Genomic DNA, 23,772 nt, shown 5'->3' with positions numbered 1-23,772 from the left:
GATCGTTCATGGCTGCCTCCTCTTTCGCCACAAACAGTCTTTGTATGGTCTTGTTCCCGGCTTGCGGGCGAAGCCTCAACTTTTTTGGAAGCTTCAAAGCTTGCAGCGTCATCCGGTCTTTGTTCACCCCCGCGCGGCAGGTCCGCTTGCAATCTCTCTTAAAACCCAACTAATTCAGGGATATGACAAAGCACAGCCGAAGGGCGTCGCAACGACGCCCTTTTTTGAATGTGATCGGTATTCCAGCAGTCAGGATGCCGTCTTGCGGCTTGCCGTCCGCTTGGGCGCCGGAGTGACAACGCCGTTCGTCTTGGCGCCAGGGGCGGCCTTGGTGGTCGTTGCGGCGCGCTTGGCCCGGGGTTTGGCCTCTTTGCCGTTGGAAGAGGAGCCTTCGAGCGCGTCGCGCTCGTGGCGTGCCTGTTCCCAATGGATGGAATCCCGTCCTGTCGGATAGCCCTCTTCTTCCCAGAGGGCGTATGCACGTTTTTTGATCCACTCTTCCCGAGTTTCTGCCATCGCTGATCTCCAGTCACATTTTGCCGTCGTTCGAACGCGATACTGTCAGGATGGTTCCAGAGGAGGAGCGCGGTTTCAAGCGAAATCGGAACGCAACCGCAAATATTTCGCATTGCAGCATATCAAGGTTGAGAATCGGCATTCATCGAAGTTGAAATTCCGCCGCCCTGTGCAGATCTGACACGAATGCCTGGCGCTGCTTTTGCTGCTCGGCCCCATCGCGAATTCTCAGGAGATAGGAGGGGTGGATGGTCACCAGCACCGGCGGATGGTTTGCAGGCTGAAGGACATGACCGCGCTCGGGCGTCAATTTCGCCTTCGGCCCGAGAAGCGCGTAAAGCGCGCTTGCGCCCAGCGCCACTACGAGTTTCGGCTGCAGGATGTTGAGTTCCGCGCCGAGCCACCAGGCGCAACGCCTTATCTCGCCGGCATTGGGTTTCGCATGCAGCCGCCGTTTGCCGCGCGGCGTGAACTTGAAGTGCTTGACGGCATTGGTGACGTAGCAGCGTTGACGATCCAGACCGGCCTCCTCGAGACAGAGGTCGAGCAGATGGCCTGCCGGGCCGACAAAGGGCCTGCCGGTGATATCTTCCCGGTCACCGGGCTGCTCGCCGACAAGGACGATCTCGGCCTTTCCAGGACCCTCACCGAAGACGATCTGCGTCGCATTGCGATAGAGGTCACAGCGGGTGCAGTCCTCGGCCTGACGCCGGAGTTCGGCAATGCTTTCGGCATCCGCGACTTCGAGCTCCAAGGCAGGACCGACGTTTGCTGCGATGTTCATGATGGCAATCCTCATCTCCTGAGGAGGAATCGATCTCAATCGCGATTGTTCCCGCGATCGAACGGGGACCACGGCAAAACAATCCCGAGGAAAATTTCGCGCCATGGGGGAGCGGCGGCATAATTGAACGCCGCCGTTTCGCGGCTATATTGGCCAGCGATGTTCTATCTCCTGTCGACCTACTGGCCGCATATCCTCTTTGTCGTTTCGATCGCCATGGGAGCCGCGGCGGCGATCCATGCCGCCATGACCAAGGAGGAGGTGCGCGCGGCGATCGGCTGGGTCGGCGTCATCATCCTCTCGCCTGTTGTCGGTGCGCTGCTTTATGCGATTGCCGGCATCAATCGCATCCGCCGCGCATCGCTGAGCATTCGTCGCGACGCCCTGCTGCTTGCGCCCGGGACCGACGAGCTGGAGACGTTCGACGCCGACGCCGAGACCGTGATCAGCCAGTTCGGCCGCCGCTTTGCGGCGCTGCAGACGCTTGGCGACCGCGTCACACGCAACCCGCTGACCTCAGGCAATACAATCGACATGCTGGAGACCGGCGACGAGGCCTATGCCGCGATGAAATCCGCCATCGATGAAGCGGAGCGCAGCATCCTGCTCGAAACCTACATCTTCGACCGTGACGTCATCGGCCTGCGCATCGCCGATGCGCTGATTGCCGCGGTGAAACGGGGTGTGACGGTCCGGGTGCTGATCGATGCCGTCGGCGCGCGTTATTCGGTGCCGAGCATTCTTGGCCATCTCAAGGAGGGCGGCGTCACCGTCGCTGTCTTCAACGGCAATGTCATCATGGGTTTGCGGCTGCCCTATGCCAATCTGCGCACCCACCGCAAGATCCTGATTGTCGACGGACGCATTGCGCTGACAGGCGGGATGAATATCAGGGCGGGTTTCAGCGAGGAGGCGACGGGGGAGACTTTTGCCCGTGATACGCATTTCAGCGTCACCGGCCCGGTCGTCGCCGATCTCTTCGATCTTGCCGCCGAAGACTGGCGGTTCACCACCGACGAACTGTTGAACGACGAGGCCTGGCGTATCGAACCGCCGCAGCGCAGCCCCGGCGACCCCATCCTGATGCGCGTCGTCGCTTCGGGACCGGACCGCAGCCTGGAAACCAACCATAAGATGCTGATGGGCGCCTTTTCCGTTGCGCGTCAATCGATCCGCATCATGTCGCCCTATTTCCTGCCGGACCGCGAACTCATCAGCGCCCTGGTGACGGCGGCGCGGCGGGGCGTTGAAGTCGATATCGTCGTACCGGCTCTCAACAATCTCATGCTGGTCGATCGGGCGATGACGGCGCAATTCGATCAGATTCTCAAAAATTACTGCCGCATCTGGCGCTCGACCGGCAGCTTCAGCCATTCGAAGCTTTTGACGATCGACGGCACCTGGGCCTATGTCGGCTCCTCCAACCTCGATCCACGTTCGCTCAGGCTGAATTTCGAGGTCGACCTCGAAGTGCTGAATGAGGGCTTTGCCGCCGAGATCGACGAGCATATCGAAGAAACCCTGAAATCGGCAACGCTGGTGACGCTGGACGGCTTACGCGGGCGGCCCTTCCCGGTGCGGCTCATTGAGAAGGTGCTGTGGCTTGGTTCGCCCTATCTCTGACGGATTTTTTGCATTCCGACATGGCAAGTTCCGCGCGGCCGCCTATACTGCCGAGTGAGTTGCCTCGTTGATCAACGGAACAAGTGCGCTTCCCAATGCACGCCAGGAAAGACAGTCTTCCCGCCAGCATTCTCGCCTCGATCAGGAGCAGGAAAAAGCGGCTTGACGCGGCGCATATGGAGGCAAGGCCGCGGAGCGCCGGAACGTTGATCGCCTCCTACAATGTCCACAAGTGCGTCGGTACCGACCGCCGTTTCGATCCGGAGCGCACCAGCCGCGTGATCCATGAAATCGGCGCCGACGTGATCGCGCTGCAGGAGGCCGACACACGTTTCGGCGAGCGCACGGGCATACTCGATCTCGGCCGGCTGGAGCGGGAGACGGGGCTGATCCCTGTGCCGATCGCCGGCATGGCGAAGGCGCATGGCTGGCACGGCAATGTTGTGCTGTTCAAGAAGGGGCTGGTGCATGATGTGCACCAGGTGAAACTGCCGGGGCTGGAGCCGCGCGGCGCCCTCGTCGTCGAAATCGAGCTGGAAGAGGGCGGCGCGCTGCGGATCATCGCCGCGCATTTTGGCCTGTTGCGCCACAGCAGAGCCCAGCAGGCCCGGACCCTCGTCGAACTGATCAACGACAGGCATGAGATGCCGACCATCCTGCTCGGCGACCTCAACGAATGGCGGCTCGGCGACCGCTCGTCGCTGAACACATTCCAATCCGCCTTCGGCGAGCTGCCGCCCGCCGTGCCGAGTTTTCCCGCCGGCCTGCCCCTTCTGGCCCTCGACCGCATCATCGCCAACCGCAAGGGCATCATCTCCGAGGTGGAGGCGCATGATACACCGCTCGCCCGCATCGCCTCGGATCACCTGCCGATCAAGGCGCTCGTCGACCTGACGCCGGTGGGTGGGTAGCATCTCTAAGCTGATGTTTCGAAAGCTCCCGACGAGTATGATGCGTCTGACACTCCTTCGATAACTGCCTCGACTGCGCTTAAGAGGTCGCCCACTCCATCAAATGCGTTCTGGGCGTGAAGCAGGAAAGCCTTTGCCTCGCGGGAACGACATGTCGGATGTGACATCGCGTCTGCGGTCACTTCCTGCCTCTCGCCACTGGTGGACAAGGCAAAAAGATTGTGTTGCGGCGCCTTGGTCGAGGGGCGATGCTGACACCTATAAGGCCGCCAATTCGCCTTCTTCTGCGTCACTGGGCCATGAGTCTGTGACAATCACGTCCGCAGCGATGCCGACGACGTTCAGAACCGTCAATGCTCCTCATGCGCCTAACCGGCTCAGTCCTGACCAACAGCCGTTGGCCACAAATCGTGATCGTCGGGACTTTGTGGCATACCGAGCTCACGCTGCTGACGACGTGCAGCAGTCGCTGATGATTCACATTTCAAAGCAGGTCACAGGGTCTGCGTACACGCTGCCATCATGCGGCGGCCTCGTAGCCTCTAGAAGCCGGGCTCTCAAGGCCTTCAAGCTGAAAGCGTGCGATCATCTCGGTAAGTGCGAGCGCCTCTGACGATAGCTGTTGCGTGGCGGCATTGGTCTCTTCCACCATCGCCGCATTTTGCTGCGTCATACGATCAATATCGTTCACCGACGCATTGATCGAATTGAGTGTCGTCGCTTGATCGCGGCTTGACGCGGCGATCAGTTCAATATGGCCGACGATGTGGACGATCTCGCTGGAAATCTCCATCAGCGCGTCGCCAGTGCGGCCGACGAACTCGGAGCCCGACGCAACCTCTCGGACAGAATTGTTGATGAGCTCGCCGATTTCCTTGGCTGCGCGAGCCGATCGCTGCGCCAGCTCCCGCACTTCCTGCGCCACGACTGCAAAGCCCTTGCCGGCCTCACCCGCTCTCGCCGCTTCGACTCCCGCATTCAGGGCCAAGAGATTGGTCTGGAAAGCGATGGAATCGATGGCGCTGACAATTTGTACGATCTTGCCCGACGCGTCCTCGATCCGTCCCATAGCCGATACTGCGTTTTGGACCACCGAAGCCGAGGCGTCGGCGCCCTGTTTGGCGCGTTGGACAAGCGCCAGCGCTGCTGCTGCCCGTCCTGAAGAGGTGTTGACGGCGGAAGAAATCTCCTCCACAGCCGCTGCGGTTTCTTCAAGAGCAGCCGCCTGCTTTTCAGTTCGACTGGCCAAGTCATCGACGGCTTCCGCCATCTGGCGGCCATTATTGCTAATGAGGGAAGACGTCTCACGGATCTCGCAGAGGGTCTCTCTGAGACCCGCCACCGACATGTTGAAATCGGTACGGATCCGATCGAGCTCAGGGGCAAAGGGCGTATCGATCGCAAAATTCAACTGCCCGCGCGACAGCCGCGTGAGCCCTTCCGCCAGCGCCTCGATTGCGGCATCAACCTGAACCTGTGCGTTACGTCGCTCGAGTTCGTTGCGGGCGCGCTCAGATTCTGCCTCACGACGCGCGATCTCGGCCTGTTGTTCCATTTCGACTTTCGACAGCGCATTTTGTTTGAAGACCGAAAGCGCACGGGCCATTTCCCCGATTTCGTCGGCCCGTGTCTCGCCGGTTATTGTGGTGTCGAGCCTTCCCTCGGCGATCTTGCGCATCGCTGCGGTAATCTGGGCGATAGGTCCCTTCAGTGTGAAGACCAGCGCGGCACCTGCGGCCATGGCAATTAGGATGCCGATGACAATCGCGCCGCCGGATATCCTATTGGCCTGTTGACGATCCTGTCCAGCATTTTGCTTCTGCGTCTCGGCGAACTGCGCAAGCAGGTTCCAGGTGTTGTCGATCTGCTCCGCGGCGCGGTCGAACTCAGCAAGCTTGCGGAGCGCACCGTCGGAGAGCGCTGCCGCGTTCGCCGCAAGCAGATCGAGAACGGGTTGAGCCTTCTTCGGAATCTCGGCAAAAACCGGATCGTCGGTCACCACGCCGGCGAGACGGCCGAGCTCGGTCTGATACATGTAGATTGATTGCTGGACTTTCTTCACTCGCGCGTCGTCTGGCTTGCCTGCAAGTTCGGCGAAGCCGACGCGGATCTCGTTATTGCTGTTAACGATAGCACGCAGTTGGTTGCCGACGTTCGTCGCCTGAGAGATATCCTTGTCCGACGCGGCAAGCGCGAGTACTGAGGTCCGCATCAGATCGTCGCCAATTGTCTTGAGACTGTCCCCAATAGCAGCAAGATTAGCGATGGCGGTATCCGTTGTCGGGACATCCAAAGTGTCTGGCGACGCCTTCGAAGCGTTAAGGATGGCATCTACCGCAGCGGCATACTGCGTTGCGAGGGCTTCTCTGTCGGTCCCGATCGCAGGCGAAAGCTGCTCCCTTGTCTTCTGCAAATCGGGCGCATATTTGGCTAGAAGGCTAAGCTTGTCAGCCGACGTTGTAGCGTTCGTATAATCATTGCTAAGTTTTGTCGCAACACTGGCGGCCGCGGTGATGGAGACGGCGTTGCTGAGGCCGCTCTTGTTGGCATTTTCCATCTTTTTCGCACTCGCCATCAGCATGAACGAGCGCTTGCCAACCTGCCCTTGCAGGTCAAGAAGCGCCGCGGAAGCAGCGTCCACGTCGCTGAGAATTTTCTGCTGTCCCGTTTCGATTTGCCAGATCGCTTCGATCTTTTGCGGGATGATTTGCGACTGATCGAGCGCGCGGTCGAGAAGCCCCACATCGGTCGTCGGCCTTAGAGTCTCGATCGTCTGCTTCAGGTTTGCCAATTGCTCTCGGGCGTCCGCAAGCGCGGTGTCACGAGCTTCCTGCGACGGCTTCATCAGAAAGCCGGTCATGCTTGAAGAAACAAGCTTGAACCCGTTCAGAGACTGCAAAATATGGTTGGAGATCTCCATCCGACCTTCGAGAAGGCTCGACGCGTAGTACCCCGTCAACCCTACTGCGCATAGGCTAATGACGAATGGCGCCAAAAGCGCGAGCACCTTCGTCTGAATGCGAGCCCGCCACATCAACCCATGTACCATATATGCACCCCCCAAATTGAGGTAAAGCTGCCATCCTTTTCTTAAGGACCGATGAAGGGACTAGGCGTCGCCTCTGTTGCCGCGCGGAGAACAACACCGGCCAAATCGCGAAACGGAGGTGTCATTCGGTATGGCGATGGCCATGCCATGCATCTCCCTTGTAAGCCCCGGGCGAGCCGGAAGGCTTACGTGATCACGAGACGGAGAAGCGAAAGCCGAATTGACAATTCATCAGGCGTCCATGATCGCTCGATATGGATGTCAAGGTTTTGCGCTATCCTTTGCTCCAGGATGCTTTCAAAGCCGAAGAGGGCTGGGTCGGATCTGCATTCATCCGTCCGTGCCCGTCGCCAACGGAGAGCGCTCCGTACTTCGCAGCGTTCGTTGCGACTTCGTGAAACAGGAGCGCGAGATTGTGGAAATCGCGGTTCGGGCAGGTCGCAGGCGCCGACACTTTAGGCGCTCCCGGTGACGGGGCAATCCTTGCCGAGGTCCTGTTGATAATGTGCTTGGCCAAATCAGCTGTGTTTTAATTCAAGGTGCCTTTCAGGAGGCTGCCCTGGTACGTGGTGACCTACCGACGCAAAATGGCAAACCATAGAACCGCTTCTGCCCAGGGAGCGACGCAGCAAGATCGACCTTATTATAAACAACTCGGCTTGACGTCTTGCCACGTTTGAGAAATGCTAAGATGTCAGACCAATTGATCTGGCTGCCTGATAGAAAAAATGGGGAACCATGAAGGCAAATCGTAGCGACAGGCCGGTGATCCGGCCGCTTCCCGTCATGGACCGGGCGCGTCAGGTGACCGATGCGCTGGCGGATTATGTGGAGGAAGCGCGGTTGCAGGCGGGTGATCGGCTGCCGGCCGAGCGGGAGCTGATGGCGGCCCTTGCCGTCGGCCGTTCGACCATTCGCGAGGCGATCCGGCATTTCCAGGCGCTCGGCGTCATCGAGACGCGCAAGGGCAGCGGCACCTATCTGCTGAAGCCGGTGTCCCGGGCGACGATCCATATGCCGCTGTCCTTCGACGCGGCGCATCTGCGCGATGCGCTGCTGCAGACGCTGGAGGTTCGCCGCGGCATCGAATGCGAGGCGGGCATGGTCGCCGCCCGGCGGCGCACGACAAGAGACCTCGTCGTCATCGAGGAGAAGCTCAACGAGATGGAGCGGGTGCACCTGGAGAAGGGCACATCCGGGCCGGAGGATCTCGCCTTCCATCTCGCCGTCTACGACGCCACCCACAACCCGCTGTTTCGCCAGCTTCTCGAGCAGATGCGCGAGACATTCGAGCGCTTCTGGGAGCATCCGTTCGACCGGCAGGATTTCGCCCGCCGGTCCTTTCCTTTTCACCGCACGCTTTTCAACGCGATCGCTGCCCGCGATCCGGAGGCGGCGCGCGCGGAGACATTGAAAATTCTCGATATCGTCGAGGAAGATATCAAGGAAATGTCCAAATGAGTAATGGCGCAGATCCGTTCGATCTTGCTTCCCTCATCACCGCCCACGACGACGGCAACTTCGCCGACGCCGTCGTGCCGCCGATCTTCCAGACCTCGCTTTTCACCTTTTCCGATTACGACGAAATGATCACCGTCTATCGCGGCGAGAAGGTGCGGCCGACCTATACGCGCGGGCTGAACCCGACGGTGCGCGCCTTCGAGGAAATGCTGGCCAAGCTCGAAGGTGCGGAGGATGCGCTGGGTTTTGCGAGCGGCATGGCGGCGATTTCCTCGGCGGTGCTGAGCTTCGTCGAACCGGGCGACCGCATCGTCGCCGTGAAGCATGTCTATCCCGATGCCTTCCGCCTGTTCGGCACCATCCTCAAGCGGATGAAGATCGAGGTGACCTATGTCGACGGGCGCGACGAGGAAGCGGTCGCGAGCGCGCTGCCCGGCGCCAAGCTCCTCTACCTGGAAAGCCCGACGAGCTGGGTGATGGAGGCGCACGACGTCGGTGCGCTGGCCGCCCTCGCCAAGCGCCATGGCGTCGTCTCGATGATCGACAACAGCTGGGCGAGCCCGTTCTTCCAGCGGCCGCTGACGCTCGGCGTCGAGCTCGTCATCCATTCCGCCTCGAAATATCTCGGCGGCCACAGCGATGTGGTGGCGGGCGTCGTCGCCGGCTCGAAGGAAATGATCGCGCGCATCAAAGCCGAGGCCTATCCCTATCTCGGCGGCAAGCTTTCGCCGTTCGATGCCTGGCTGCTGATCCGCGGCCTGCGCACGCTTCCGCTGCGCATGAAGGCGCATGAGGCATCGGCGCTTGAAATCGCCAGACGCCTGCAGAAGCTCGAGGTGGTGGAGACGGTCTGCCATCCCGGGCTTGCCAACCGCCTGCCCGCGGGGCTCAACGGCACCTCGGGCCTGTTCTCGTTCATCTTCCGCGACGGCGTCGATATCCGCGCCTTCGCCGACCATCTCAAGCTGTTCAAACTGGGTGTAAGCTGGGGTGGGCATGAAAGCCTGATCGTACCAGGCGAGGTCGTGCTTCAGCAGAAGGCACAGCCGAACTCCGCGCAAACCTTCGGCATCCATGCGCGATCCGTACGCCTCCATGTCGGCCTCGAAGGAACCGAGGCTCTGTGGAGGGACATCGAGGAGGCGCTCGCCGCCGCCTCACAATCCTGAAACCCGAGAGAAACCTAACAAGGGGGAACTGAGCCATGAAAAAACTAATAATCTCGACGTTCTTTGCTTCGATGATGGCCGGCACGGCCTTTGCCGATACGACGCTCAAGCTTGTCGAAGTCATCACCAGCCCGGAGCGCACCGAAACGCTGAAATCGATCGTCGGCAAGTTCGAGGCCGCCAATCCCGGCACCAAGGTCGATATCATCTCGCTGCCCTGGAACGAAGCCTTCCAGAAATTCGCGACCATGGTCTCGGCCGGTGACGTGCCCGATGTGATGGAGATGCCCGATACCTGGCTGTCGCTCTATGCCAATAACGGCATGCTCGAAAGCCTCGAGCCCTATCTCGAAAAATGGGAGCACACCAAGGAGCTGACGCCGCGCGCGCTCGAGCTCGGCCGCGACGTCAAGAACACCGCCTACATGCTGCCCTATGGCTTCTATTTGAGGGCAATGTTCTACAACAAGAAGCTGCTTTCGGAGGCTGGTGTCGCCGCGCCGCCGAAGACGCTCGAGGAGTTTACTGCCGCGTCCGAAAAGGTCTCCAAGCTGCCGGGCAAATATGGCTACTGCATGCGCGGCGGCCCGGGCGGCCTCAATGGCTGGATGATCTTTGCCGCCACGATGGCCGGCGACAACAAGTACTTCAAGGAAGACGGCACCTCGACCATGAACAGCCCCGGCTGGGCAAAGGGTATCGAGTGGATGGTCGATCTCTACAAGAAGGGCTATGCGCCGAAGGACAGCGTCAACTGGGGCTTCAACGAAGTCGTCGCCGGCTTCTATTCCGGCACCTGCGCCTTCCTCGACCAGGATCCGGATGCGCTGATCGCCATTGCCGAACGCATGAAGAAGGACGATTTCGGCGTTGCGCCGCTGCCGAAGGGGCCCGACGGCAAGTCCTTCCCGACCATCGGCTATGGCGGCTGGTCGATGTTTTCGACGAGCGCCAACAAGGATCTCTCCTGGAAGCTGATCGCGACCCTCGAAGGGCCGGAAGGCAATATCGAGTGGAACAAGCGCATCGGCGCCCTGCCGGCCTATACGGCGGCCGAGAAGGATCCCTTCTATGCCGGTGACCAGTTCAAGGGCTGGTTCGAGGAACTGGCGGATCCGAACACCGTGCCGACCGTGATGCCGACCTATCTGGAGGAGTTCGCCTTCTTCAAGGATTCGCTCGCGATCAAGACCTCGCAACAGGCCTTGCTCGGCGATATCTCGGCGAAGGACCTGGCTGACCAGTGGGCGGATTATCTGACCAAGGCGCAGCAGAAGTTCCTGGCCAAAAAGTAATTGGTGGGCGCTGAGTGCGGAGCCCCCTCATCCGGCCCTTCGGGCCACCTTCTCCCCGCTGGGGAGAAGAGAACGGAGACGTCGCGGCATATTCCCTTCTCCCCAGCGGGGAGAAGGTGCCGGCAGGCGGATGAGGGGGCCTCGACCTCCTGCTTCAGAAGTATCACCCGGGCGAGACTCCGCTGATCAAGACAATGGAAACCGCAATCCGATGACCATTTCCGCCGATATGCTCGACATGCGTCGCGACCGCAGGCCGTGGCTGCGCCGTCTTGCCGATGCTTCGGAGCCCTATCTCTACAGCGCGCCGTCGCTGATCCTGATCATTGCGGTGATGCTGGTGCCGCTGACGCTCGGGCTGTCCTATGCCTTCCGCGATATTCAGCTGCTCAACCCCTTTTCCGGCGGCTTCATCGGGCTCGAGCATTTTCGCGAGTTGTCGAGCGACGCGGCTTTTTACGGTGCGCTGAGGAACACGCTGTGGTGGACCGGCGCATCCGTCGTCTTGCAATTCATCTTCGGCCTCATTCTGGCGTTGCTGCTCGACAAGCCGTTCCCGGGCCGCGCAATCGCGCAGGCGCTGGTCTTCCTGCCCTGGGCGGTGCCGTCCTTTCTCGCAGGTCTCAACTGGGCCTGGCTGTTCAATCCGGTCATCGGGCCGATCCCGCACTGGCTCTTCGCGCTCGGGCTGATGCATGAGCCGGGCAACATTCTATCCGATCCCGATCATGCGATGTGGGGGCCGATCGTCGCTAATGTCTGGTGGGGCATTCCGTTTTTTGCCATCACCCTGCTTGCGGCGCTGCAGGCCATCCCGCGCGATCTCTACGAGGCGGCCTCTATCGATGGTGCCGGCTGGTTCCAGCGTTTCCGCTCGATCACCCTGCCGTTTCTCGCGCCGACGATCGCCATCACCGTGCTCTTGCGCACCGTGTGGATCTCCAACTTCGCCGATCTCATCGTCGTCATGACCAATGGCGGGCCGGCCGACCGGACGCAGATCGTCGCGAGCTACATCTTCACCACGGCCTTCAAGCGGCTCGATTTCGGTTACGCCTCGGCGATCGCGCTGGTGTTGCTGGCCCTGCTGCTTGCCTATTCGATGCTGATCATCCTGCTGCGGCAGACGCTGCTGAACAAGGATTGAGGCCATGAAACGATCCGTCATCCCAACGATCGCGCACCGTCTGGCGATCCTCTGCTATATCGCTTTCGCGCTCTTCCCGCTCTTCTGGCTGCTCAAGGTCTCGGTGACGCCGAACGATCTGCTCTATACCGAGGGCGTGCGGATGTGGCCGTCGCGCACCAGCTGGGATCACTATGCTTTCGTGCTGCAGCACAGCGCCTTTCCCACTTTCTTCAAGAACAGCCTGATCGTCTCGGCCTCGACGGCCGTGACCGTGACCATCTGCGCCTCGCTTTCCGGCTATGCGCTGTCGCGCTTCGATTTTCGGGCGAAATACTGGATCGTCGCCCTGATGCTGCTGACCCAGATGTTCCCGCTCGTCATGTTGGTCGCGCCGATCTTCAAGATCCTGTCGCCTCTGCATCTGACCAACAGCCTGACCGGCCTCGTCATCGTCTACACCGCTTTCAACGTGCCTTTCGCCACCTTCCTGATGCAGTCCTTCTTCGACGGCATTCCCAAGGATCTCGAAGAGGCGGCGATGATCGACGGGGCGACGCAGTTCACCGCGTTTCGCCAGATCATCCTGCCGTTGACGCTGCCCGGCATCGCCGCGACGCTCGGCTTCGTCTTTACCGCCGCCTGGAGCGAACTGCTCTTCGCGCTGATGCTGATCAACGGCAACGATGCGGCGACCTTCCCCGTCGGGCTTCTCACCTTCGTTTCGAAATTCTCGGTGGATTTCGGGCAGATGATGGCGGCGGGCGTCATGGCGCTCATTCCTGCCGGCCTCTTCTTCCTGCTCATCCAGCGTTATCTCGTCCAGGGCCTGACGGCCGGCGCGGTCAAGGGTTAAACAGAATGGCATCGATCGATATCCAGAATATCCGCAAAGCCTATGGCCACGTGCAGGTGCTGCACGGCGTCGACCTAGACATCAGAGATGGCGAATTCGTCGTGCTCGTCGGTCCCTCCGGCTGCGGCAAGTCAACGCTGTTGCGGATGATTGCCGGGCTGGAGGAAGTCACATCAGGTGAGATCCGTATTGCAGGCGCCCGGGTGAACGAACTGCATCCCAAGGACCGCGACATCGCCATGGTGTTCCAGTCCTATGCGCTATATCCGCATATGAATGTCGCCGGCAATATGAGCTACAGCCTGAGGCTGCGGAAAACGGCGAAGGAGAAGATCGCGAGCGCGGTCTCCGCGGCCGCCGCCAAGCTCGGCCTCGACCCGTTGCTTGAACGGCGGCCCAAAGCGCTCTCCGGCGGCCAGCGCCAGCGTGTCGCCATGGGCCGCGCCATCGTCCGCCAGCCGAAAGCGTTCCTGTTCGACGAACCGCTCTCCAACCTCGATGCGCGCCTGCGCGAACAGATGCGCGCCGAAATCAAGAAACTGCACGGCGAGCTGAGGGCGACCTCGATCTACGTCACCCACGACCAGATCGAGGCGATGACGCTGGCGGACCGGATCGTCGCCATGCATGGCGGCGTGGTGCAGCAGGTCGGCAGTCCGCTGGAACTCTATGATCGCCCCGCCAATCTCTTCGTCGCCGGTTTCATCGGCTCGCCCGGAATGAATTTCCTCGAGGCCAGCTACACCGCAGGCGGCGTCAAGCTGAAGGATGGAACGATCGTGCCGCTGGCAAAGCCGCTGCCGCTTGCAGACGGCACGAAGGTGACGCTCGGCATTCGGCCGGAGCATGTGCTGATGACGAACGACGGGAGCGGGCTTGCCACCGACGTGGAACTCGTCGAACCCACCGGCTTCGGCATTATCCTGCACCTCGCCCTGCATGGCCTGCCGTTCAAGATCTTCACTCTGGACCGCGAAGCGCTGAAGGCGGGGCCGAAGGTCAATGTCGCCTTCCCGCCCCAATATCTGCATGTGTTCGACGGCGAGGGACAACGCATCGAATGAGCAGTCACTACAGGGAGATCGGTCCGCAGCGGCTTTATCTTCTGGTTGTTTTCACCTTAAAAGCACTTAGTCAAGAAAAACACCTATCAGATTCAAGGAGATGAAAGAGACTCGGAAAAAGCGTGGGTAATTCTGATTAAGCTATTGAAATTTGATTCGTTTTGACTCGGAACCAATCGTAAACTGATTCGGTTGACTCGCACAGGTTGCGTCAGGAGCGCGAGCGAGATGGTTGCCCCGAGGGCGAATTGGAAGGGTTTTATCAAGTTCGGAGAGGTGGCTTTCCCGGTGGCGCTCTATACCGCCGCCTCCACATCCGAGCGGATCGCGTTTCATACGCTGAACAGGAAGACCGGCAACCGGGTGCGCCGAGAATTCGTGGACGGTGAGACCGGCGATCCGGTCGAGCGCGAGGACCAGGTCAAGGGTTTTGAGATCGAGGACGGCCGCTATGTCGTGCTCGAGCCCGAGGAAGTCGCGGCCGCCATTCCCGAAAGCGACAAGACGCTGAAGGTGGAGGCCTTTATTCCTTTTGACGAGGTCGATGACGTCTATTTCGACAAACCTTATTATCTGGCTCCCGACAAGATGGGCAGCGACGCTTTCAAACTCCTGAGGGATGGTATGAAGAAAGCCAAGGTCGCGGCCATTGCCCGAACGGTGCTGTTCCGGCGCCTGCGAACGCTCCTCATCCGGCCCCATGGAAAAGGGCTGGTCGGCTCAACCTTGAACTTCGATTATGAGGTTCGCTCCTCCGAGAAGGCATTCGAGGAGATGCCGGATCTCAAGATCGAAGGCGAGATGCTGGAGCTTGCCAAGCACATCATCAACACCAAGAAGGGCGAGTTCGACCCGAAGCAGTTCGACGACCGTTATGAAGCGGCCGTCGCCGAACTGGTGAAGGCCAAGATCGAAGGCCGCACCCTTCCGAAGAAAAAGGCGCCGCCGGCTCCCAAACCGAGCGACCTGCTACAGGCGCTACGCGAAAGCGCCGGCATGGCGACGCCGGCCAAGACGAAGCGCACCGCTGCAAATGCCAATGCCGGAAAGAGCAGACAGAAGGCCGCGCGCGCGTCGACGACGAAATCACGCAGCCCGGCCGGCGCCCACCAGCGCCGCGCCGGGTGATCGGAGGTTTCCATGGCGATCCGGCCTTACTGGAAAGGCTACCTCAAACTGTCGCTCGTCACCTGCCCGGTGCAGATGATGCCGGCCACTTCCGAAAATGAGAAGGTGCGTTTTCACACGCTCAATCGCGCCACCCAAAACCGCGTCGTTAGCCACTATGTCGACGCCGTGACCGGCAAAGACGTGAAAGATGAAGACGAAGTGAAAGCCTATCAGCGTGGCGAGAACGAATATGTCTTGCTTGAAGACGAGGAGTTGGAGAACGTTGCGCTTGAAAGCACCAAGACGATCGATATCGAGGTCTTTACGCCGCGCAACGGCGTCGAATGGATCTGGCTCGACACGCCCTACTATCTTTCACCGGACGATCCGGTCGGCCAGGAGGCGTTCTCGGTGATCCGCGATGCGATGGCCGCCGAGGACATGGTCGGCATCTCGCGACTGGTGATTGCGCGCCGCGAGCGCGCCGTGATGCTGGAGCCACGCGGCAAAGGCATCGTTCTTTGGACCCTGCGTTACGGGGACGAGGTGCGCGACGCGGAGAGCTATTTCGAGCGGGTAGACGATCAACCGGCGGACAGTGAGATGATGCCGCTGGTCCAGCAGCTCATCAAGAAGCAGACGCAGCACTGGACCCCGAAGATGGTCTCCGACCCCGTGCAGGATAGGCTGCTCGACATCATCGAGGCCAAGAAGAAACAAATGAAGAAGCCCGTCAGAGCAAAATCCAAGGGCAAGGAGAAGGCGGAGCCGGTGCCCAGCAACGTCATCAACATCATGGACGCCCTGCGTAAATCCGTCGATGCCGAGAACCGACCCGACAGGCATTGAGCGATGACCAGACCACGCGGCCCCTCCGCTCCGCTTCTTCGCGATTCGAATTCCTCCATACAATCACGACCTCTCCGTCGGCGTGATCCCGACCAGCCAAACCTGCCGTTCGATGCGATGCCGTCGAGAGTGGAGCCGTGCCTGGCCTTGCTGAAGCAGACGGTGCCGCAAGGGCCGGATTGGCTTTATGAGGTGAAGTGGGACGGCTACCGATTGGCGCTCCACATCGAGCCAAAGGGTATCCGCATTCTCACCCGTGGCGGACATGACTGGACCCACCGATTTCCTAACATCGCCGCAGGGGCAAGAGAACTCGGTGTATCGACCTGCATTCTCGACGGAGAAGCGGTCGTCCTTGATGACGAGGGTCGCTCCGACTTTGGGGCGTTGCAGCGCTCGCTCGGCGGACGGGGCGGCAAACGAATCTCGACCGAATCCCTCTTCTACGCCTTCGATCTATTGTATCTCGACGGTCACGACCTAACGCGCACCGAGCTCTCGGTCCGCCGCCATCTTCTCGAAGATCTGATCCCCGAGACCGAGGATGGCGCTATTCGGTTCTCGCAAGACCTGGATCTGGGTGGCGAGGAACTGCTTGAGCACGCATGCCATCGCGGCCTGGAAGGCATCATCGCAAAGCGCAGGGACAGCCCTTACCGCAGTGGTCGTCTGGGGGACTGGCAGAAGATCAAGTGCGTTCAGAGCGAAAGTTTCATGATCGTCGGGTACGAGGAATCCGTCAGCAACCGCGGTGGGCTCGGCAGTCTTTTGCTTGCGGGTCGAAAGGGTCACGACTGGATCTATGTCGGCTCCGTCGGCACAGGCTTCAACCGAACGGAGGCGGAATATCTGCGCAAGACGTTGAACCGCCTCCAGACGAAAAAACCTGTCGTGCCGCTCAAAGGAAAGCGCCTCGTCTTTTCTCAACCAACCCTCGTCGCGGAAATCGAGTTTCGCGGCTGGACGCGTGAGGGCAGCCTCCGCCACCCCTCATACAAAGGCCTCCGCGAGATCCAGGATAACGCAGCCGTCTTCGATATGACTGATGCCGCTGCAATCAGATGAGTGCCGCGGGGCGATCAGTCGTGTCAGGCGGCATGCTTACCGGTGCGGCCGAGCCTCTTGATCGCCTGCTCCAGGGGACGCTGCCCCTCGCAATAATCCTTCCAGGCGGATGACTTCGATAGCAAAGCAGGCACGGTTCGGATCGTAAACCTTTTAGGATCGAGGTCCGATTTCACCTGCGTCCACGTCAGAGGCATTGACACGGTCGCCCCTGGGCGGGCTCGAGGGGAAAGCGGCGCCACGGCCGTCGCCATGCGATCATTGCGCAGGTAATCGAGGAAAATGCGACCGCCCCGCAGGCTCTTGGTCATCTTGATAAGGTAGAGATCGGGGTTGTTTCGGGCCATCTGCTGGCAGACGTCATGCGCGAAGGCCTTCGCTTCGGGCCATGACAACGGTTTTCGCTTGTTGATTGTAAGCGGGGTCACGACATGCAAGCCCTTGCCGCCAGTCGTCTTGCAGAAGCTGATCAATCCGAGGTCTTCCAGCCGGTCGCGCATCTCGCGGGCAGCGGCAACAACCGTGGAAAAGGGAACATCGGGACCGGGATCAAGATCGAATACCAGGCGGCCAGGAACTTCCGGTTGCCCGGGTTCACAGTTCCACGGATGGAGCTCGACCGCCGCGATCTGGGCGACTGCGGCGAGCCCCTCGATGCGGTCGATCTGGAGGTATGGCTTCTTGTCGCCGAATACCTTGACCAATTCGAGCAGTTTGGATTGTCCCGGCATGGCATGACGCTGGAAGAACTGCTCGCCACCAACGCCATCCGGCGCGCGGATGATGGAGCAGGGCCTGCCCTTGAGGTGCTCGATCATCCAGTCGCCGACCGCCTCGTAATAGCGGGCAAGGTCTTCCTTGGTTACCGGCTCACCATCATTGGCGTCCGGCCACAATGGTTTGTCCGGGCTTGAAATCAGCACACCCATGACATCGGCCTTCTGACCCTTACGGCGCGTTGTTCTCGGTGTGGCGCTCGGCGTCGGCCCCGTAATCTCAGCTGTTGATGATCTTGGCGATCTCTCCGCCTCGACTTCCTTGGCCGGCTTGTCTTCCCGCAAGCCCTTGAAGGCCGCCTGCCGGACGAGACCGTCCGCGGTCCAGCCCTCGAATTCGATCTCGGCGACAAGCTCGGGCTTTACCCACACCACCTCAGCCTGCTTCTTCGGAGCGCCGATACCGGTGAACGGCGACTTCGTCGTCTCCAGCGCATTCAGTTTCGGAAGCAGTGTTTCGACTTTCTTGGCGCCGTAGCCGGTCCCGACACGGCCGACATAGACAAAATGATCGTCGCTGAAAACGCCGACGAGAAGAGATCGAAACTTGCCGTTGGTCTTGGCATAGGCGCCGATGACCACCTCGTGCCCCGCCCGGCATTTCGACTTCGCCCAGCTTGCCGTTCGACCGGATTGATAGGGGGCATCTGCCTTTTTCGACACAATGCCTTCCAGCGATAGCTTGCATGCCGACCTGAGCACGGCGTCGCCGCCGCCTGTGAAATGTTCGACGTAGCGGATGCGAGGGTCGTTGCCGGCCTCCGCGAGAAGCTCCTGCAGTCGCGTTTTTCGTTCAATGATGGGCTTGAGGCGGAGATCCTCACCGCCGTCATAGAGGAGGTCGAAGGCGAAGTAGACGAGGCTGCCGGTCTTGCCTTCCGACAGCGCCGCCTGAAGCGCGGCGAAGTCAGGCGCGCCGTGCTCATCGAGAGCGCAGATTTCACCATCGATTATGCAGTCTGGAAGCGCTGACGCCGCCTCGGCGATTTCGGGGTATTTGGCCGTCCAGTCGAGACCTTTTCTGGTTTTCAGCGTCGCTTCGCCGTCGAGCACACGCATCTGGATGCGGTAGCCATCGAACTTGATCTCGTGGATCCAGCTGTCGCCGCCAGGCGGCCGCTCCAGCTTCTCGCAAAGCTGCGGCGCGATGAAATCCGGAAGATCAACCGCCGTCGCGGTGCTGGCGCGCTTTCCGCCTCTCGCCTCCTGCCGCTCCTCGGCGGCCAGTCCGTGATTGCTGTCCCAGACGGCGTCAGCTTCGATCTTGCCGCCTTCCACCATGAAGGGTTTCGGCTTGCGCCCCTTGCCGGCCGCGATCATTTCCATGCTGCGGCCCGAGGCGACCGAGGTGACGTTCTCTTCCAGAATGGCAGCACCGTCTTCCTCCACGGAGAACTCGTCGTGATGCTTGATCAGCAACCAGTTGGTACGCTTGCTGCGGTCGCGATCGTTGCGCATGCGCACAAGCACGAAGCTGCCGTGCAAGCGCTCGCCCTCGAGCGTGAACTTGAAATCGCCCTTGGCAAGCGCCTGCTCAGGGCTCTTCCGCCCCTCCGGCTCCCAATAGCCGCGATCCCACAGCATGACCGTGCCGCCGCCATACTGGCCTTTCGGAATCGTCCCTTCGAAATCGCCATAATCGAGCGGATGGTCCTCGACCTCGACGGCCAGCCGCTTGTCTTGCGGATCGAGCGACGGACCTTTCGTGACAGCCCAGCTCTTGAACACGCCGTCGAGCTCAAGCCGCAGGTCGTAGTGCAGACGTGTCGCATCGTGCTTCTGAATGACAAAGCGACGGCGGTTGCTCCGTTTGAGGGGCCGCTCGCCGCTGGGCTCAGCAGTCTTCTGAAAGTCGCGTTTTGATCGATAGCTTGATAGCTTGTCGCTGGCCATGGCTGTTCCCGGGCATTCGGTCCTCAAACGAAATATTGGTGATCGTTGTTCCAGCCGCGGCAGCGTTCCCCGTTTGAGTAGGCACGACAGCGACGGTTCTACGGGGAAACAACTACAATTTCAGCTCCGAAGCCCAGACGGCAAAGGAGATCGAGATGCCTTGGGTTTTGATCTGGCGCGGCTCCTCCCGGGGCCGCGACAGGTATCTTGAAATCAGGGTCCCGACGTGAACTGCGCACGCCTGGCCCTTAGCCAAGAGCAGCGACACGCGTGGGTCGCACCGGGCGGCTCGTAGCCTGCACCTGCCAGGGAGCCACGACCGCGGGCATGCCGGCTTCGACGCACGCGGCCATGAAAGCCTCCCGCGCAATCAAAGGGGCAATAATCCGGTTAAGAGCGCCCCGACAGGTCTTGACCGCGCGCTTGTGGCGCTCTCCGTGGCCCAACGGCCATTCGTTTTCCAGGAAATCCAAGGCGTCATAGACGCCCGTAAAAGTTCGTTCCAGGCCGCACTGCAGCCGGACCGTCACTGGACGAGTCCAGAGCACATCGTTCAGCGGCATTTTCTTCTTCCTCCTTTCGATGCCAGCTTGATCCCATAAAAATATTGGAAATGGCTGCCGGTAGTTCAAGACCGCAGCGATAATCCATTAATGGCGTATGCCTACAGGACAAATTCCGCCTGCCGCTGTTGGATGCGAGAGAACGATTGCTACAGCTCCTCGGCTAGACGCGCCCGGGCGAGCCAGATCATCCCCGCTCCTCAGTAGGGGCCGTCGTCATAGAACCATGCGCCGAGCGGAAAATTCTTTTGTCGCCTCGCCCGGAAGGGCTATATCCTCTGGTGATCTCATTGGATTGGATTGAAATGACCGACACTGTTCTCGACCGCTTCCTCCGTTATGTCGTTATCGACACTCAATCCGATCCCTCCTCGTCGACGCAGCCGACCACCGAGAAGCAGAAGGATCTCGGCCGGATTCTGGTCGACGAACTGCTGGAGATCGGGCTTTCCGATGCCCATCTCGATGAACATGGCTATGTCTATGCCACCATTCCGGCCAATAGCGACAAGGCGGTGCCGGTCATCTGTTTCTGCTCGCATATGGACACGGCGCCCGATTTCAGCGGCACGGATGTCAAGCCACAGATCGTCAGGAATTATGCCGGCGGCGATATTCGGCTCATTGGCGAGTCGAGCCGGGTGATCCGTGTCGCCGAACATCCCGAACTGAACAACCAGGTCGGCAACGATATCGTCACGACCGATGGAACGACATTGCTCGGCGCCGACGACAAGGCGGGGCTGGCGGAAATCATGACTGCGGCCCAGATCCTTGTCGACAATCCCGATATCCGGCACGGAGCGATCAAGATCCTGTTCACGCCTGACGAGGAGGTCGGTCGCGGCGTCAACAAGGTCGACCTGGATAAACTCGGAGCGGACTTCGCCTATACGATGGACGGCGAGACGGCGGGTCACATCGAGGACGAAACCTTCTCGGCCGACGGCGTCGAGATCGGCATAACAGGCGTGGCGATCCATCCGGGCTTCGCCAAGGACCGTATGGAGAACGCTATCAAGATCGCCGGCGCCATCATCGACCGGCTGCCGAAAGATTTGGCGCCGGAGACGACGGAAGGCCGGCAGGGCTTCATCCATCCGGTCGGCGTGACCGGCTCGATGGAAAAGGCGTCGCTGAGCTTCATCATCCGCGACTTCACGGAGGAGGGGCTCGCTGAGAAGGAGGCGATGCTGGAAACTATCGTCAAGCAGGTGATGTCGGCCTATCCCGGCTCGACCTACCATTTCCAGGTGACGGAACAATATCGCAACATGAAGACGGTGCTCGACCGCCATCCGGAGATTGTCGAGAACGCGCTTGAAGCGGTGCGTCGTGCCGGCATGACGCCGGTACGCGGCAGCATCCGCGGCGGCACGGACGGCTCCCGCCTCTCCTTCATGGGGCTGCCGTGCCCGAACATTTTTGCCGGCGGCCATGCCTTCCACTCGCCGCTCGAATGGGTGAGCCGCCAGGATATGGAAAAGGCGGTCGCAACGATCGTGGAGCTTGCAAAGATCTGGGAAGAGCGCGCCTAAGGCGCTCCTCCCGCTAGGAAAATCCAGTTTTAGCCGCCATTTACCGGGATCTCGCCGCGCAGCATCACGCTGTCATAGGCGGGACGGGGGGTCGGGATCGCGATCCGCATCGCCGGCTCGGGCGCAGGCGCGGTTTCCGGTTGGGTCACCGGAGCCGTTATCTGCATTGGCGCCGTGCTCGCCGTCGCCATCGGATCGGGCGCGGGCAGAGGAACGGGAACGGCCGAGGGTATCAGCGCCTCGAATTGCGGCGGCAGCATGCTTTCGCCGGGCACATAATTCATCGCCACCTCATAGGACGGCAGCGGCGGCGGCGTTTCCAGCATGCCGTTCGAATCGCGCTTCTCGTAGAAGGCGTTGCCGCCGGCGACCGTCACATAATGCATGTTGTCGTAGGGGAATTTCAGACCATCGGTGTGGAAGAACATTGCATCCTTCACGGCCGGATGGCGCGCCCCCTTCAGCAGGATCGCATCAGCCGCGGTGGCAAGTTCCGGTTCCGCCTGAGGCTTGACTTCGCGCGTCATGACCCCGGGCGCAAACTGCTTCTCCTGGGCGACGACACCGCAGATCGATGGGGGGTAGGCGCCTGACGTCAGCCTGTTCATGACGACGGTGCCGACGGCCAGATAACCATCCTCGTCGGAATGCTGCGATTCGAAATACATCGCGCGCTTTAGGCAGTCGCGATCCTTGGCGGTATAATTGAAAGTGACTTTCGCCGCTTGAGCCTGTTTTGTCTTTGCCGGCGTCGTCGCCGGCTTCGGTGTTGTGGTGCAGCCTGCAGCCGCCAGTCCTACGAATAAAATCCCGATCAGGGATTTTCGAAAGGAAATCTCCGCCCTCAACGCCAGGTGCCTCCTATGGGATTAGTCCAGCCCTTTATGATTAACGCGCAAAATCTTTTACTCGTCATATGACTGAAATACAAACAACCTCAGATAACAAAAGGCCGGATGGACTCCCGCGAAGGGCGATTCCGGCTGAGGCCTGGGACCGACCGATGCATAAATCCGGAGGGTTAACGAATTATTAAGCAAGCGCCGTGAGCGCGTCAGGAACGACGCGCGCAATCGGGATCAGCCGCGGAACAGCTTCCAGCGGGTCGGCTTGAACGCCACGCGGTGACGGTCGAGCCGGTCAGCCTCGCTCGGCGGCAGCTCGATTTCGATATTTGGCCGGTCATTGCCGATATCGAGTTCGATATGGCGCGTACCGGCGACGCGGCGGCTGGAGACCGGCTGGCCGCCAATGCAGTTTTCGGCTGATTCGCAGAGCCTGACATCATGCGGGCGGAAGTAGAGCTGCGCCGGTCCATCCGGCTCGCCCTCGGCATTGAGGCCGAGCGAGCGGCCTTCGAAGAGAATATCGCCGCCCGAAATCTCGACCTGCAGGCAGTTGGATTGGCCGATGAAGCCGAAGACGAAGGGCGAGTTCGGATAATCATAGACTTCGTCGGGCGTCCCGACCTGCTCGATCGCGCCCTGGCTCATCACGACGACGCGATCGGCAAGCTCCAGTGCCTCATCCTGGTCGTGGGTGACGAAGACGGTTGTGTGGCCGGTACGGTCGTGGATCTCGCGCAGCCATTTGCGCAGGTCCTTGCGCACCTGAGCATCGAGCGCCCCGAAGGGTTCGTCGAGCAAGAGCACATTCGGCTCGACGGCCATGGCGCGGGCGAGCGCCACGCGCTGACGCTGGCCGCCGGAAAGCTGGGCGGGATAGCGTTTTTCAAGGCCGGACAACTGGACGAGGTCAAGCAGTTCCAGCGCCCGTCGGCGGATATCGGCCTTCGCAGGCCGCCGCGCGCCCTTTCTGACCCTCAGGCCGAAGGAGACGTTGTCGAGCACCGTCATGTAGCGGAAGAGGGCGTAATGCTGGAAGACGAAGCCGATATTGCGCTGCTGCACCGATTTCTTCGAGGCATCCTCGTCGCCGAAGAAGATCTGTCCCTCGGTCGGGCTTTCCAGGCCGGCAATCAGACGCAGCAATGTCGTCTTGCCGGAGCCCGAAGGGCCGAGCAGTGCGATCAGCTCGCCGGAGCGGATGTCGAGCGAGACATCGTGGAGCGCCGGAAAACGATCGAATTCCTTGCGGATGTTTTGAACGCGTACTTCCATTCCA

Annotated in this window: 19 protein-coding genes; 12 read left to right on the top strand and 7 right to left on the bottom strand. The window is 60.5% G+C overall.

The genetic code is table 11. From position 1 onward, the window contains the following. Positions 1 to 249: 249 nt before the first annotated feature. Positions 250 to 516, bottom strand: coding sequence for a DUF2934 domain-containing protein (locus AC13QO_RS06875; protein ID WP_085781041.1), 267 nt, complete (start codon positions 514 to 516; stop codon positions 250 to 252). Between the two features lie 142 nt (positions 517 to 658). After that, positions 659 to 1,300 carry a UdgX family uracil-DNA binding protein gene (locus AC13QO_RS06870; RefSeq protein WP_488540252.1) on the bottom strand — a complete coding sequence of 214 codons (642 nt, stop codon included), beginning with the start codon at positions 1,298 to 1,300 and terminating at the stop codon, positions 659 to 661. A gap of 159 nt (positions 1,301 to 1,459) precedes the next feature. Between AC13QO_RS06870 and AC13QO_RS06865 the strand changes: the two genes are divergently transcribed. Together AC13QO_RS06865 and AC13QO_RS06860 are read left to right on the top strand one after the other, a co-directional pair. Further along, the gene (locus tag AC13QO_RS06865) at positions 1,460 to 2,923 is read left to right on the top strand and encodes a phospholipase D-like domain-containing protein (RefSeq protein WP_488540338.1); all 1,464 of its coding nucleotides are present in this window, start codon (positions 1,460 to 1,462) and stop codon (positions 2,921 to 2,923) included. Between the two features lie 95 nt (positions 2,924 to 3,018). Next, positions 3,019 to 3,834, top strand: a complete 816-nt coding sequence (locus AC13QO_RS06860; protein ID WP_285195189.1) for an endonuclease/exonuclease/phosphatase family protein — start codon at positions 3,019 to 3,021, stop codon at positions 3,832 to 3,834. 520 nt (positions 3,835 to 4,354) lie between these two features. On the opposite strand, the gene AC13QO_RS06855 is transcribed toward AC13QO_RS06860, so the two are convergent. Beyond that, entirely contained in the window at positions 4,355 to 6,883 is a 2,529-nt protein-coding gene (locus AC13QO_RS06855; RefSeq protein WP_488540251.1) for a methyl-accepting chemotaxis protein, read from the bottom strand. Positions 6,884 to 7,621: 738 nt separating this feature from the next. Between AC13QO_RS06855 and AC13QO_RS06850 the strand changes: the two genes are divergently transcribed. From AC13QO_RS06850 to ligD (AC13QO_RS06810), 9 genes are all read left to right on the top strand, one after another. Beyond that, positions 7,622 to 8,344: a FadR/GntR family transcriptional regulator gene (locus AC13QO_RS06850; protein ID WP_221156424.1), complete on the top strand. Its 723-nt coding sequence runs from the start codon at positions 7,622 to 7,624 to the stop codon at positions 8,342 to 8,344. Continuing rightward, complete coding sequence (locus tag AC13QO_RS06845) at positions 8,341 to 9,513, top strand: PLP-dependent transferase (protein ID WP_488540250.1); 1,173 nt, start codon at positions 8,341 to 8,343, stop codon at positions 9,511 to 9,513. Before AC13QO_RS06850 ends, AC13QO_RS06845 begins: the two co-directional genes overlap by 4 nt. A gap of 35 nt (positions 9,514 to 9,548) precedes the next feature. Next, the gene (locus AC13QO_RS06840; RefSeq protein ID WP_085781046.1) at positions 9,549 to 10,808 is read left to right on the top strand and encodes an ABC transporter substrate-binding protein; all 1,260 of its coding nucleotides are present in this window, start codon (positions 9,549 to 9,551) and stop codon (positions 10,806 to 10,808) included. Positions 10,809 to 11,019: 211 nt separating this feature from the next. Further along, positions 11,020 to 11,955 (top strand): carbohydrate ABC transporter permease, encoded by a 936-nt coding sequence (locus tag AC13QO_RS06835; protein WP_085781048.1) that lies wholly within the window; start codon positions 11,020 to 11,022, stop codon positions 11,953 to 11,955. A 4-nt stretch (positions 11,956 to 11,959) separates the two neighbouring features. Next, positions 11,960 to 12,790 (top strand): carbohydrate ABC transporter permease, encoded by an 831-nt coding sequence (locus tag AC13QO_RS06830; RefSeq protein ID WP_285195192.1) that lies wholly within the window; start codon positions 11,960 to 11,962, stop codon positions 12,788 to 12,790. A gap of 5 nt (positions 12,791 to 12,795) precedes the next feature. Continuing rightward, on the top strand, positions 12,796 to 13,854 hold the full coding sequence (locus AC13QO_RS06825; protein WP_488540249.1) for an ABC transporter ATP-binding protein: 1,059 nt from the start codon (positions 12,796 to 12,798) through the stop codon (positions 13,852 to 13,854). 228 nt (positions 13,855 to 14,082) lie between these two features. Beyond that, on the top strand, positions 14,083 to 14,982 hold the full coding sequence (gene ku / locus AC13QO_RS06820) for a non-homologous end joining protein Ku (protein WP_285195194.1): 900 nt from the start codon (positions 14,083 to 14,085) through the stop codon (positions 14,980 to 14,982). 12 nt (positions 14,983 to 14,994) lie between these two features. Then, positions 14,995 to 15,813 (top strand): non-homologous end joining protein Ku, encoded by an 819-nt coding sequence (gene ku, locus AC13QO_RS06815; protein WP_285195195.1) that lies wholly within the window; start codon positions 14,995 to 14,997, stop codon positions 15,811 to 15,813. Positions 15,814 to 15,816: 3 nt separating this feature from the next. Beyond that, the gene (gene ligD / locus AC13QO_RS06810) at positions 15,817 to 16,878 is read left to right on the top strand and encodes a non-homologous end-joining DNA ligase (RefSeq protein WP_285195196.1); all 1,062 of its coding nucleotides are present in this window, start codon (positions 15,817 to 15,819) and stop codon (positions 16,876 to 16,878) included. 23 nt (positions 16,879 to 16,901) lie between these two features. On the opposite strand, the gene ligD (AC13QO_RS06805) is transcribed toward ligD (AC13QO_RS06810), so the two are convergent. Next, the gene (ligD, locus tag AC13QO_RS06805) at positions 16,902 to 19,547 is read right to left on the bottom strand and encodes a DNA ligase D (protein ID WP_488540248.1); all 2,646 of its coding nucleotides are present in this window, start codon (positions 19,545 to 19,547) and stop codon (positions 16,902 to 16,904) included. Between the two features lie 248 nt (positions 19,548 to 19,795). Then, the gene (locus AC13QO_RS06800) at positions 19,796 to 20,110 is read right to left on the bottom strand and encodes a DUF982 domain-containing protein (RefSeq protein WP_285195198.1); all 315 of its coding nucleotides are present in this window, start codon (positions 20,108 to 20,110) and stop codon (positions 19,796 to 19,798) included. A gap of 305 nt (positions 20,111 to 20,415) precedes the next feature. Between AC13QO_RS06800 and pepT the strand changes: the two genes are divergently transcribed. After that, positions 20,416 to 21,648 carry a peptidase T gene (gene pepT, locus AC13QO_RS06795; protein WP_488540247.1) on the top strand — a complete coding sequence of 411 codons (1,233 nt, stop codon included), beginning with the start codon at positions 20,416 to 20,418 and terminating at the stop codon, positions 21,646 to 21,648. A 29-nt stretch (positions 21,649 to 21,677) separates the two neighbouring features. Here the strand turns inward: pepT and AC13QO_RS06790 are convergent, their stop codons facing one another. Both AC13QO_RS06790 and AC13QO_RS06785 read right to left on the bottom strand, forming a co-directional pair. Continuing rightward, the gene (locus AC13QO_RS06790; protein WP_085781056.1) at positions 21,678 to 22,496 is read right to left on the bottom strand and encodes a cell wall hydrolase; all 819 of its coding nucleotides are present in this window, start codon (positions 22,494 to 22,496) and stop codon (positions 21,678 to 21,680) included. Positions 22,497 to 22,727: 231 nt separating this feature from the next. Next, positions 22,728 to 23,768 carry a sulfate/molybdate ABC transporter ATP-binding protein gene (locus tag AC13QO_RS06785; RefSeq protein WP_085781057.1) on the bottom strand — a complete coding sequence of 347 codons (1,041 nt, stop codon included), beginning with the start codon at positions 23,766 to 23,768 and terminating at the stop codon, positions 22,728 to 22,730. Positions 23,769 to 23,772: the final 4 nt, after the last annotated feature.

Source organism: Rhizobium sp. CNPSo 3670 (assembly GCF_057784555.1).
Note: the sequence above shows the minus strand (reverse complement) of the source record. Positions and strands in the feature narration are given on the sequence as shown.

Bases quoted from the DNA above. Each gene is read 5' to 3' on its own strand.
- AC13QO_RS06875 (WP_085781041.1), bottom strand. From the start codon at position 516: ATGGCAGAAACTCGGGAAGAGTGGATCAAAAAACGTGCATACGCCCTC.
- AC13QO_RS06870 (WP_488540252.1), bottom strand. From the start codon at position 1,300: ATGAACATCGCAGCAAACGTCGGTCCTGCCTTGGAGCTCGAAGTCGCG.
- AC13QO_RS06865 (WP_488540338.1), top strand. From the start codon at position 1,460: ATGTTCTATCTCCTGTCGACCTACTGGCCGCATATCCTCTTTGTCGTT.
- AC13QO_RS06860 (WP_285195189.1), top strand. From the start codon at position 3,019: ATGCACGCCAGGAAAGACAGTCTTCCCGCCAGCATTCTCGCCTCGATC.
- AC13QO_RS06855 (WP_488540251.1), bottom strand. From the start codon at position 6,883: ATGGTACATGGGTTGATGTGGCGGGCTCGCATTCAGACGAAGGTGCTC.
- AC13QO_RS06850 (WP_221156424.1), top strand. From the start codon at position 7,622: ATGAAGGCAAATCGTAGCGACAGGCCGGTGATCCGGCCGCTTCCCGTC.
- AC13QO_RS06845 (WP_488540250.1), top strand. From the start codon at position 8,341: ATGAGTAATGGCGCAGATCCGTTCGATCTTGCTTCCCTCATCACCGCC.
- AC13QO_RS06840 (WP_085781046.1), top strand. From the start codon at position 9,549: ATGAAAAAACTAATAATCTCGACGTTCTTTGCTTCGATGATGGCCGGC.
- AC13QO_RS06835 (WP_085781048.1), top strand. From the start codon at position 11,020: ATGACCATTTCCGCCGATATGCTCGACATGCGTCGCGACCGCAGGCCG.
- AC13QO_RS06830 (WP_285195192.1), top strand. From the start codon at position 11,960: ATGAAACGATCCGTCATCCCAACGATCGCGCACCGTCTGGCGATCCTC.
- AC13QO_RS06825 (WP_488540249.1), top strand. From the start codon at position 12,796: ATGGCATCGATCGATATCCAGAATATCCGCAAAGCCTATGGCCACGTG.
- ku (WP_285195194.1), top strand. From the start codon at position 14,083: ATGGTTGCCCCGAGGGCGAATTGGAAGGGTTTTATCAAGTTCGGAGAG.
- ku (WP_285195195.1), top strand. From the start codon at position 14,995: ATGGCGATCCGGCCTTACTGGAAAGGCTACCTCAAACTGTCGCTCGTC.
- ligD (WP_285195196.1), top strand. From the start codon at position 15,817: ATGACCAGACCACGCGGCCCCTCCGCTCCGCTTCTTCGCGATTCGAAT.
- ligD (WP_488540248.1), bottom strand. From the start codon at position 19,547: ATGGCCAGCGACAAGCTATCAAGCTATCGATCAAAACGCGACTTTCAG.
- AC13QO_RS06800 (WP_285195198.1), bottom strand. From the start codon at position 20,110: ATGCCGCTGAACGATGTGCTCTGGACTCGTCCAGTGACGGTCCGGCTG.
- pepT (WP_488540247.1), top strand. From the start codon at position 20,416: ATGACCGACACTGTTCTCGACCGCTTCCTCCGTTATGTCGTTATCGAC.
- AC13QO_RS06785 (WP_085781057.1), bottom strand. From the start codon at position 23,768: ATGGAAGTACGCGTTCAAAACATCCGCAAGGAATTCGATCGTTTTCCG.